Source organism: Bacteroidales bacterium (assembly GCA_013314715.1).
GTDB lineage: Bacteria > Bacteroidota > Bacteroidia > Bacteroidales > GWA2-32-17 > Ch61.
Window position 1 is genome coordinate 1 of record JABUFC010000062.1, and the last position, 12,118, is coordinate 12,118.

The following is a 12,118-nucleotide window of genomic DNA, read 5'->3' on the forward strand; positions in this document are numbered from 1 at the left end:
CCGATACGTTGATAGTAATCGGTAATTCAACCGTTTTAAATGCGACAGGTGCCGATACCTATCTTTGGAATCCAGCAACCGCTTTATCGTGTAATGATTGTGCAAATCCGACCGCTTCGCCTGAAAATACCATTCAGTATTGTGTGATTGGCTCTAATACATTTGGTTGTGCCGATACAGCCTGCATAACTATTACCGTTGATACCGATTGTGGTGAATTGTTCTTCCCATTGGCATTTAGTCCGAATGGTGATAATAAAAATGACACTTGGAAGATTCAAGGTAGATGTATAAAGTCAATAGAATTAAAGATTTACGATCGTTGGGGCGAAAAAGTATATGAATCGTATGATCAGAACGAAGCTTGGGATGGTACTTTTAGAGGAAAAGCTCTGGATACCGATGTATATGTATATTTTGCAACTATTACTATGCGTGATGGTGAAGTTAAAACAATAAAAGGCGATATAACCTTAATTCGTTAACCCTTAAAATGTTGAAGTTATGAAAAAGTTAATGTATATTATAGGAATAATGGGAATAGCTGTTTCAGCTTATGCTCAAGACTTTTCTTTGTCTCAGCCATTTGAGGCTCCCATTTTACTTAATCCTGCCAATACAGGGTTAACATTTCCTGTGCGAACAAATTTGAATTATCGTCAGCAATGGCGAAGCATATCAAAGCCTTTTACTACGGTTATTGCTTCTGTCGATGCAAAACTTTTATCACAAGGAAAAACCGGTTCATCATTAGGATTAGGTGTTATTATCGCTAACGATCAAGCTGGTACATCTAAATTAAGCACTCTAAACGCAAGTTTAGCCATAATGGGCAAGGTTTTATTAAATGATATGAATTCTCTATCGGCAGGCATTGTTGGCGGTGTTATGCAACGTAAAATTGGCGATAATCTTACATGGACCGATCAATTTGATGGATATCAGTATAATCCGAATGCTGGAAGTGCCGAAGTATTTGATAGCCAAAAACGCTTAGCTCCTGATGTAGGTGCTGGTATTCAATGGAGTTATGGACGTGGTGCAGCTACTTTATCATCAAACGATGCCATAGGTGCCCAATTGGGTTTTGCTGCTTATCACGTTAATATGCCTAATACAGGTTTTCAGGAAGATGCTGATAGCCGTTATATTCGCATGGTTTTACATGGAAGTTTTTCGTATGGTATTAAAAACACTCCTTTTCAGCTTAATCCATGTGGTATAGTTCAAATGCAAGGTCCATCACGTATGTATTTTGCTGGAATGAATTTTAAATATCGTTTACAAGAATCTTCAAAATATACCGGAAACTTGTCTTCACGTTCGCTTAATTTAGGCACCTTTTATCGATTTGGTGATGCATTTATTACTTCATTACAACTTGAATGGGATATGTTTGCCGTTGGAATCAGCTATGATTTAAATTTGTCATCACTTACAAAGGCTTCAAAGGGACGTGGTGGCACAGAATTATCACTTCGCTATTTGCCATTTAAGCCTAAGAAGTCGAATAGCTTGATATAGTTAATCGAAAAATATTAGTATTTTTGAAGCTACTCCCAATGAGTAGCTTTTTTATGAATTATAACTATTTAATTATTATTTTGTTTTTTATCGTATCTTGTTCTAATAGTAAGAAGAACAATACTTTAAATGATGCAAATATTGATGTTTATCTTTCTTATAGTGATTCAGTAAATAATAAAATTGTAAAAGACAGTAGCAGTTTAGATTTTTATGAAAGAGTTTGCAAACATGTCGAAAATTTAAATAATATATGTTTTTATGATAGTGCGTTGATGCTTGGTCAAAGAATTGAAAAAAAAATAAAAAACACTAATCAATACCTTTACTTAAAATTAAAAAATCAGATTGCGTTTGCCTTATACAATAAAGGGGCATTTAGAGAATCAATAAGAATTTTGATAGAGAATAAAATGCTCAATGATAGAAAGATGAAAAATAAAGAAATAGAACACGAAATCGACTTGTTTTTAGGTGTAAACTATTTTCAATTGGAGAAAATTGATTCGTCTTTTTTCTATTTTACTAATATTGATAACGATGAAGAGTTTAAAAATGATGTTGTTAAAATGAATGTATTAATCAATTTAGGAAGTATAGAAGATTATTTGTATGATTATCAAAAAGCGATTAACTATTATTTAAGGGCTTTGAAATATGCAAAAAGAAAATCAAATTACCATGTTTGTACTATTTATAATAATATTGGTATTGCATATGAAGGATTAGATTCATTAGATAAAGCTATTGAATATTTAAATAAATCTATTTCAATAGGAATTAAATATAAATATTACGAAAATTTAGGTAATCCATTTTCTAATAAAGGTTTAGTATATGAAAGAAAAGGGAAGTTTATAGAGGCACTTTATTGTTTTAAAAAAGCAGCCTATTATGATTCTTTATATAATCCAAGAATATCATTACTGAATTCTTATAATCAAATATCGAGAGTTTTAATGTCTTTAAAAAGATATCATGAAGCTTTATTATATTTAGAAGCGGCTTGTAAACAAAAAAATAAAGTTAATTCAGATTATTTAGTAACCTTAGATCAATTAAGTCAATGTCATAATTTACTTGGGAACTCTAAACAGGCTTATAAATATCTCCGAGAATATATGGTTTTGAATGATTCTTTATCATTAGAAGAGTCAAAAGCAGAGTTGAAAAATATAGAGCAAAAATATCAAGTACTATCGATAGAGAAAAAACTATTAAAAGCTAAAAATGAAAAGGAAATCATTAAAGAAAAGCTCAGGTTAAACAATAAATATTTATGGTTTATCATTACATTATTTACTTTCATAGTATTACTCTTCATTTTTCTTATTATTTTAATTATAAAAAGAAATAAAATTAAACAAGAAAATATTAAGCACCGTTTAGAAAAATCTATTATTGAAATAAATCACAAATTATTGACTTCACAAATCGATCACCATTTTATTTCAAATATATTAAATGGAATTCAACTTTATTTTGTGAATGGAGATACTGTAAATGCTTCGAAATACCTTTCAAAATTTTCTCAATTAATGCGAAAAATATTAATTAGTTCCAGTCATAATATAGAACCCCTCAATGAATCGATTATATTTCTTAAGCTATATCTTGACTTAGAACAGTTTCGTTTTCAAAATAAATTTGTGTATAAAATTGATTTTGCAGAAAATATAGTTACAGAAGACATATTAATTCCACCTTTAATTTTTCAGCCAATTGTTGAAAATTCAATAAAACATGCTTTTGAGGGGATAGAATATGTTGGCGAAATAAATGTTTATTTTTCGACAAAAGATAATTTTTTAATCGCACAAATTTCTGATAATGGAAAAGGAATGACAAAAACTCAAAATCAAGATCCCGATCAAGATAGAAAATCATATGGTTTAGCTATTTCTCAAAAAAGAATTTTATTATGGGGCAAAGAATTAGGATTTCCTATCGAATTTAGTGTTAAAAAATTATATGAAGAAAAAGAATCAAATTTTGGAACCTTAGTTATTATAAAAATCCCATATCTTTACGATCATGATTAATCAAATAACTGCACTAATAGTAGAAGACGAAATTAATAATCAACTTTTGTTAGAAAAGTATTTAACGGATTATTGCCGTTACATAACTGTCATTGGTAAAGTAAAGAGCATTAAAGAAACGTTATTGTTTTTAAATGAACATAAACCGGATGTTTTGTTTCTCGATATTCAATTAGAAGATGGAGATGCATTTGAATTGATTAATAAACTTTCACAAATAGATTTTGAAATTATATTTGTAACATCTTATGAGAGTTATGCTATTAAAGCATTAAAATTAAATGCCTTGGATTATTTACTTAAACCTATAGATATACAGGATCTTATTGAAAGTACGGTTAAGCTTGTAAATAAAAAACTTAATTCTATTGATAAGGTAAATTTTTTAAAATTAAACGCAAATAAAGCTCAAAAAATCGGTATATATTCGCTCGATGATGTTATTTTTAAAGAAATAGATGAGATCGTTTACATTAAATCTGACGAGAGTTATTCTACTTTTTATTTTACTGATAATTCAAAAAACATCTCGAGTAAAAATATTAAATATTACGAAGAGTTGTTATTAGATTTCGATTTTTTTAGAATACATAAATCGTTTTTAATAAATACTCATCATATAGTAAAGTTACACAAAGAAGATTTTGGAATAGTTGAATTGATCAATAACATAAAGTTACCTCTTTCGCGCCGAAAACGTGTAGATTTTCAGATGTTTTTAAAGCAAAGATTTAAATCTTAGTTCTTTTATTAAAAAAAAAGAACCGTTTATTAATCAGATTTAGCCGTTTATATAAAATTGTTTTTTCTTGAATCGATATAAACTTATTTTTGTTTTAAAAAAGTAAGTTATGAATATGAAAATTTTAGTTATTGCTTTAGTTTTTTTGACTCAACTATTAAATGGTCAAAATTGTTCAAAATGGGTATTGGGTTATTTGCCTACTTATCATCAGTCATATAATGGTGATGTAAATGGCTTGAATGAATATGATTTTTCAAGATTAACGCATATTGGTCATCACGGACCTTATCTAAATGCTGATGGAAGTTTAGATTACAATGCAAACGGAATGACACCCGAAAAAATAGTAGGTGCAGTTCAGGCTTGTCATACAAACAACAAACCAATATTGTTAAGTGTAGTTTCGTGGGTTTCATATATGGATGCCTTATCAACACAAGAGAACAGAACACGTTGTGTTAACGAATTGCTCTATTTGCTTGATACTTATGGTTATGATGGTATTGATGTAGATTTAGAACCTGTGATGTCACCCTATATTGCTGGAATGCAAACAGATAATCCAACGTATTACGCTTTTGTTTCACAGCTTTATGATTCCTTATCAGTGCGTTATAATTCTTTACTAGGACGGCAGCCTTTATTGACTTGTGCTACTAATTCATATGGGGCACCTGTTCTAAAGCAATTAGAAAATAAGCTCGATATGATGAATATTATGACTTATGATATGACGAACGGGTGGACTGATTATAATAATTTTACTTGGCATGATGCACCTATTCATGATTATGGAAATAATTTACCATGTGTTCAATCTATGGTAAATGAAATGCTTCAACATGGTATTGCTTCAGAAAAAATTGGAATTGGCGTTAGTTTTGACGCATTTCGTTGGAAAGGAGGATCTGGAACACCGACGGGAGGGGTAACTGCTCCCATGCAATATTATACAACAACTCCTTCGTGGACAAGATTTTCGTATCAAGAAATGATGGATAATGTTTATGATGCTAATTTTTATCGATGGGACAATGTTGCTAAAATGTCCTATTTAAGCATAGATAGAGCTAACGATGCCGATGATGAATTTTGGAGTTACAACGATGAAATCTCTTGCAGCGAAAAATCACAGTTTGTATTAAACAACAACTTAGGCGGTCTTATTCTGTGGGAATTGTATCTTGGTATGAGAAACAACTTGCCTTCAACAAATCACATCCCTCAATTAACAGCAACATATAATGTTTTATGTCCTACATACATCAAACAAGAACAAATAGAAAATATAAATATTAGTCCTAACGTCCTAAGTAAAGGACAAAGCATTAATATCCGCTTGAATCAGAACGAAAAGGTTAAAATTAAATTATTCGATATAATGGGGAACATTTGGTTTAATGAAGAATTAATGCCTGAATACGAAATATTATCTATTGATATTACTAAAAATGTTAATGCTTCGGGAATGTATTTTATCCAAATTGAAAATAATACTTTTAAGAAAAACGAAAAAATAATAATATTATGGAACAAGTAATTGAAAGAGAAGAAACCAAAATAGAAGAAATTAAATTTCGTAAAATTGTTTTGCCAAGCTTAAAATCAAGTGTTGTAGTTGATTTGTCTGAAATAGAGTATTTAGAATCTCATGGTTGTTATACTGAGTTTTCACTTGTAAATGGGACTCGTTATACATCAAGTAAACCTTTGTTATATTATGATGAATTATTGAGAAAATATAATTTTTTCAGAGTACATAATAAGTATATTGTAAATATAGAACATGTAAAAGGATTTGCTATTGGTTTGCCATTGAAGTTAATATTAACTTCAGGTAACTTATTGCATGTGTCGCGATTAAAAAAGAACGATTTTATGAAGCTTTATTTACACTAATTATTTAATTTAATTCCTAATACTGTTATGTCGTCGGTTTGAGGATATGTTTTGTTATTTGCTGTTTGCCAATCGTCTATATATTTATTACATTCATTTTCTTGTGTTTTAATATCTTTATGTACATTGGATTTCAAGAAGTTAATTAAGTTGACTTCTTGAATTTTTTTCCCTTCCATGCCACCAAATTGGTCTTTAAATCCATCGGTAATTAAAAATAATTGATCGTTTGGAGTGAAATTTATTAAATGTTAATCATAACTTTGTTCGGCGATATTGTATGTAATATCATTCGGTTTATAAATAATAATTTGTTGTTCAATATGATTATAAAAATATAAAGGGATTCCTATTCCACAGTAATCAATTGTTTTTTCTTCATTATTAATGGCAATAAGTGCTATTTCAATGTTATCATCAATGTAATTAAGCAAAATGTTGTTTGATTGATGTAAATTATATTTAAGCTCTTTTTGCATTTCTTTTAATGCATCAGAAGTACATGTGATTTCTCTTTTATGTATAATTGAGTTTAGTAAGCTAATACCTAAAATGCTCATAAATGCTCCCGGAATTCCATGTCCGGTACAATCAGCAACAGCGATTAACGAAAATTGATTAACTTCTTTAGCCCAGTAAAAATCGCCTGAAACTACATCTTTGGGTCTGTATAAAATAAAACTCTGAAAGTGTAAAATTTTTAAGGGATTATAAACTGATAAGATAGTTTGTTGAATTTTATACGCATATTCAATACTATCGGTAAGTTTATCATATAAAGCTTCTATTTCATTTTTTTGGTCATTCAATTTTTCTTTTTGTGTTTTTATTATCTCTAGCTGTCTTTTTGTGATCTTAAAACGTTTTAAGATTAAATAGGTAGAAATCAGTAAAATAACTAGCATTATTGAAGTTAGAATTATAATGTAGAATTGTAGTTTTTCTTTTTCTTTACGTCGATTTATTTCAAGTTCATTTATTTTTTTATCTTTATAAAGTTGATTTATTTTTAATTGCTTTTCTTCATTTTCATATTTAGATTCGAGTTCGGCAAATGTTTTTAACTTATCATTATTAAAAAGTGTTTCTGAAAAAAGTATATGGTTGTATGCATAAGTTAAAGCTTTGCTTTTATCTCCTATTCGGTTATAAATATCTATTAATGAGTACGAAGAATAATAAAGTAAATTAGTGTCTTTTATTTCATCTGCTGTTTCATAGCCTTTTATGCTATTGTTTAAAGCGTCTTTTAGAAACCTTGATTTTAGCGTTATGTCTTTGGTAGAATCAGAATATTCTAAGTAAGCTTGACCTATATTTATAAGGCAAGATGATATTCCTTTTTTGTCATTTTTATGATTATATAATTCAAGTGCGTTTTTATAATCTATAATAGATAGGGGATAGTTTCCCAAATCAGCATTAATGTTACCTAAGCCAATATAACATAAAATAATGCCATTTGTGTCTTTCATTTGTTTAAATATATTTAGTGCTTGGGCTGTTTTTTCTATTGCTTCAGGGTAGTGTAATTTTTTTCTTTCAATTAGCGACAGGTTATATAGGGCTTGGGCTTTTATTTTGTTATAACCCTTTAAACTTGCCAAATTGTAAGCTAAATTGTAATATTTTTGGCTAATTGAACTATATTGAATACTATTGTATATATTGCCAATATTGATGTAGCTAACACATAAAAGACTTGTATCTTTATGTTCTTCGTTTATTTTAATTAGGTGTAAAGCAATATTTATAGCCTCGTCAATTTTATTTTTAGATTTATAAGTGTCAATTAGCAATGAGTAGCAATCTGTCGATAACTCATAATTATTGATAATAGCACAAAAGTTCAATGCATTTTTTAAAAATATTATGGCTTCATCGTATTGGCTTTCTCTATGGAAGTATTTAGCTATGTTGTATAAATCACGAATAAATTGCTCAATTTTTTGTTTTTTATGTTTATCATCTTGATATATCTTTTTAATATGGTAATTAATGATTGATTTGATAAGGAATTGTGCACTATCAACTTGCGATTTCTTGTAATACTTAATATATTGTTTTATATATGGTGTTACCTTATTATTAGCCTTTGTTTGCTGACCATGAATGGTCGAAAAGAAAACTAAAAACGATATTACAAATAAGTATTTCATTTCAATACAAAAGTATGTTTAAAAATAAAAGAATTAATAAAAATTCGTAAATTATAAGTAAAAAACATAAAAATACAAATAAAAGTAGTATAAAAATATAAACAAATAGCAGAAAATAATATGTGAATCGTTTTTGGGTAAATAAAATCAGCTTTACCATAAAAATAAAAAAAGATACCTTTTATTAAATCTTTATAACCTTTACTTATTTGTGTCTTTTTCCCGAAAGAATGATGTATTAATTTTATACAAACCAAAAAAAATTTTATGAAAAAGATGTTTATTATTTCGTTGACATTACTTTTAATTAGTAATGTACTTTGGAGTCAAACCATGTCAGTCGTTTATGGAAATGGCACTCCAGCTCCAGGTTTGGTTAATGAATTTAAGCAACCTAATGGATCAATAGTGCATGTTAAACTGCTTGGTGATGCTGTTATTAACTGGTTAGAAAGTATAGATGGATATAAACTAATGTTAAATGATGATGGATATCTATGTTATTCAATCCTTGATCAGGAAAATAATTTAGTAGCCTCTAACAAAGTGGCAACTGACCCTTCAATGCGAACAGCTGAAGATAATATTTTTCTTTCATCTGTTTCAAAAGAATGGTTTTATAGTAAAGAGCAAATCAGGTTAAAAAAAGAGCAAGCGGTATATGGAAAAGAAAATGTTACTAAAATGGGTGGTTTTCCAACAAAAGGAACAAGAAAGTTATTATTAATTTTAGCTCGTTTTAGTGATCAAACTTTTACTTATTCGCAATCAACTTTTAATAACCTTATGAACCAGGCAAATTATAATGGAACAGGTTCTTTCAAAGATTATTATTACGAAGTATCCTACGGACAACTTGTTGTAAACACGACGGTTACACAAGTAGTAACTTTACCTAATACAAGAGCATACTATGGTGCAAATACCGGCGGTTCAGGAACTGATATCAGACCATCACAAGCTGTAAGAGATGCTGTCATCGCTGCTAATAATGCCGGATTGGATTTTTCGCAGTTCGATAATGATGGAGATGGTTATGTTGATTTAGTAGCTGTTATTCACTCGGGTACTGGTGAGGAAGCTACGGGAAATACTTCGGATATTTGGTCACACAATTGGGCATTACAATATGGAGCAGGAACTGTTTATGTTGATGGAAAATATGTGAATAACTATACACTTCAACCTGAAAAATATACCTCATCAACTATTACAAGTATTGGTGTTATTTGTCATGAATTTGGACATGCTTTAGGCTTGCCCGATTTTTATGATACCGATAATTCCACCGGAGGTTACTATCAAGGTACTTATTATTGGGATATTATGGCAGCAGGTTCATGGTTAAATAATGGGACAAAACCTGCACATCATAATGCATGGAGTAAGGTTTACCTGGGATGGGTTTCGCCTGTTACATTATCATCAGCTCAAAACATAACAGCTTCAAATGTTGAACAAAACAAACAAATATATAAGGTTTTAACCACAACTACCAATGATTATTTTTTGATAGAAAATCGTCAACGTATTGGTTTTGATACATATTTGCCAGGCAAAGGATTGTTAATTTACCATATTCACCCACAAATGACAAGTTATATTAGTTCTAATAGTGTAAATACAACTCATCCACAACGAGTATATATTGTAAATGCCGGATATGCCAATGATCCTAAACAAAATGGTTCTTATGGCGAAATGTATTCACCTTCGGTGCCTTTTCCTGGTACAGGCAATAAAACTATGCTTACCGATGCCACAACACCAAATATGAAGTCCTGGGCAAATAATAATACCAATAAGCCAATTACTAATATTGTTGAAAACTCCTCAACAAAACAAGTTAGCTTTAGCTTTATGGGTGGAGGAAGTAGTGGAGGTTCGACTCCAACTGTAACCACTACTGCCGTTACAAATTTGACTTCTACTACAGTAACACTTAATGGAACTGTAAAAGCGAATAATAATACGGTTAGTGTTCAATTCCTATTGGGAACTTCTTCTTCCAATTTGTCTTATACCTTTAATGCAAATCCTTCATCTGTTACAGGAACAACAACAACATCTGTTAATTGTAATTTAATCCAATTAACACCCGGAACTACATACTATTATAGAGTAAAAGTGACTTATAATGGTTCTACTGTTTTAGGGAGCATCTTAAATTTTACTACGCCAACTACTACTGCATCGGCTCCTGTAGTTACCACTACTTCGCCAACCAATGTTACCAGCTCCACTGCAACTCTTAATGGACAAGTTAATGCAAAAGGATTGTCAACAACGGTTAAATTCTTATTATGGACATCTTCAAACGTATCATCGCCTTGGGAGTATAATGCATCTCCTTCAACAGTTTCTGGTTCAACAACGACTAATGTTAGTATAAGTTTAACAGGATTTAGTGCATCTACAACATATTATTATAAGGTTGTTGCAACTAGCTCGGCAGGAACTACAAACGGAAATACTATTTCGTTTACAACTCCTGTATCCGGAGGATCTACCTCATCATTACCATTAGTAACTTCAACAACACCTTCTGTAACCTCATCAACGACGGCTATTGGTGGTGGAAATGTTTCAAGTCAGGGAACTGCTTCTGTTACACAAAGAGGTGTTTGCTGGAATACAACCGGAAACCCCACTATAAATGACTTGCGTTCTATCAATGGTAGCGGAACAGGAAGTTATAGTGCAAATTTAACTGGCCTTCAGCCTAATACAACTTATTATGTTAGAGCGTATGCTACAAATACTTATGGAACTGCTTATGGGAATCAGGTTACAATCCATACGCCAGCTTCAAAGTCGATGCTAAGTGCACAACCGAATAACGAAGAATGGCAAGTTTACCCAAATCCAACAACCGGATTTGTTACATTCAACAATATAGAAGTTGGAGCAACTATTCGTGTTTATAGTATAGAGGGCAAGCTCTGTAAAACTTTTCAAATAAATAACAATGAAAATACAATAGACTTAACATCGTTTGAAAATGGTATATATTTACTCGAATATAGTGTGAATGATATTAAACAAACAAAGAAGATTGTAATTAGTAAATAATAAAATTTTATTGGTTAAATATTAAGTTTTAAGACGAAGAGGATGATATCAATCCTCTTTGTCTTATTTTTTTCGAAAATAAGATAGAATAAACCGAATATTGGCGGAAATAGTCCGTTGCTTAATAGTGCTTGTTTAGTAATATTTGATAATTATATCTTTGTTTTAGTTTTATACATCAATATTGGTGCGGCTTGAAACATGAAATTATTTAATAAAAATTGATTAGAAAATGTTGAGAATATTTAAGAAAATATCGATAAATAGATATTTGATAGTTATAATAATGGATATTTGTGCAATATCAAATATTTTTGGACAAATAGCATTAAATACTTCCGGTAATTCTCCTCATACGTCTGCAGCATTAGACATAGATTGGTCGAATAAAGGATTATTAATACCACGAGTAGCACTAACCAGCACTAATGATGCTAGTACAATTTCATCACCAGCAACGAGCTTAGTTGTTTACAATACAGCAACTACAAGCGACGTAGTACCTGGGTTTTATTATTGGAATGGCACAAAATGGGTGATGTTAGTGGGGTCAGACAAAGCTTGGATGCTTCTTGGTAATTCGGGCACAGTTGATGGAACAAATTTTATTGGAACTATCGATAATGTTCCTATTAATTTACGTGTTAATAATAATAAAGCCGGTAGAATTGCTTCTG

At 30.2% G+C, this 12,118-nt stretch carries 10 protein-coding genes; 8 read left to right on the forward strand and 2 right to left on the reverse strand.

The window, feature by feature from the left end; translation table 11 throughout:
- The 6 genes from HPY79_11390 to HPY79_11415 form a co-directional block, all read left to right on the forward strand.
- Positions 1-485, forward strand: a 485-nt coding sequence (locus HPY79_11390; protein NSW46406.1) for a gliding motility-associated C-terminal domain-containing protein, incomplete at its 5' end; no start/stop codon positions are given.
- Between the two features lie 19 nt (positions 486-504).
- Positions 505-1,524, forward strand: a complete 1,020-nt coding sequence (locus tag HPY79_11395) for a PorP/SprF family type IX secretion system membrane protein (GenBank protein ID NSW46407.1) — start codon at positions 505-507, stop codon at positions 1,522-1,524.
- Positions 1,525-1,547: 23 nt separating this feature from the next.
- On the forward strand, positions 1,548-3,566 hold the full coding sequence (locus tag HPY79_11400; GenBank protein ID NSW46408.1) for a tetratricopeptide repeat protein: 2,019 nt from the start codon (positions 1,548-1,550) through the stop codon (positions 3,564-3,566).
- Positions 3,559-4,308, forward strand: a complete 750-nt coding sequence (locus tag HPY79_11405; protein ID NSW46409.1) for a response regulator transcription factor — start codon at positions 3,559-3,561, stop codon at positions 4,306-4,308. The genes HPY79_11400 and HPY79_11405 overlap by 8 nt, the downstream gene beginning before the upstream one ends.
- A gap of 109 nt (positions 4,309-4,417) precedes the next feature.
- A complete protein-coding gene (locus HPY79_11410; GenBank protein ID NSW46410.1) occupies positions 4,418-5,851 on the forward strand; it encodes a T9SS type A sorting domain-containing protein in 1,434 nt (477 codons plus the stop codon).
- A complete protein-coding gene (locus HPY79_11415; protein ID NSW46411.1) occupies positions 5,839-6,210 on the forward strand; it encodes a LytTR family transcriptional regulator in 372 nt (123 codons plus the stop codon). Before HPY79_11410 ends, HPY79_11415 begins: the two co-directional genes overlap by 13 nt.
- Here HPY79_11415 and HPY79_11420 read toward each other — a convergent pair.
- Entirely contained in the window at positions 6,207-6,455 is a 249-nt protein-coding gene (locus HPY79_11420) for a SpoIIE family protein phosphatase (protein NSW46412.1), read from the reverse strand. The two genes, HPY79_11415 and HPY79_11420, sit on opposite strands and share 4 nt — an antisense overlap.
- Positions 6,456-6,461: 6 nt before the next feature.
- On the reverse strand, positions 6,462-8,369 hold the full coding sequence (locus HPY79_11425) for a hypothetical protein (protein NSW46413.1): 1,908 nt from the start codon (positions 8,367-8,369) through the stop codon (positions 6,462-6,464).
- 267 nt (positions 8,370-8,636) lie between these two features.
- On the opposite strand from HPY79_11425, the gene HPY79_11430 reads away from it, so the two are divergent.
- A complete protein-coding gene (locus HPY79_11430) occupies positions 8,637-11,441 on the forward strand; it encodes a M6 family metalloprotease domain-containing protein (GenBank protein NSW46414.1) in 2,805 nt (934 codons plus the stop codon).
- A 271-nt stretch (positions 11,442-11,712) separates the two neighbouring features.
- Positions 11,713-12,118, forward strand: a 406-nt coding sequence (locus tag HPY79_11435) for a hypothetical protein (protein NSW46415.1), incomplete at its 3' end; no start/stop codon positions are given.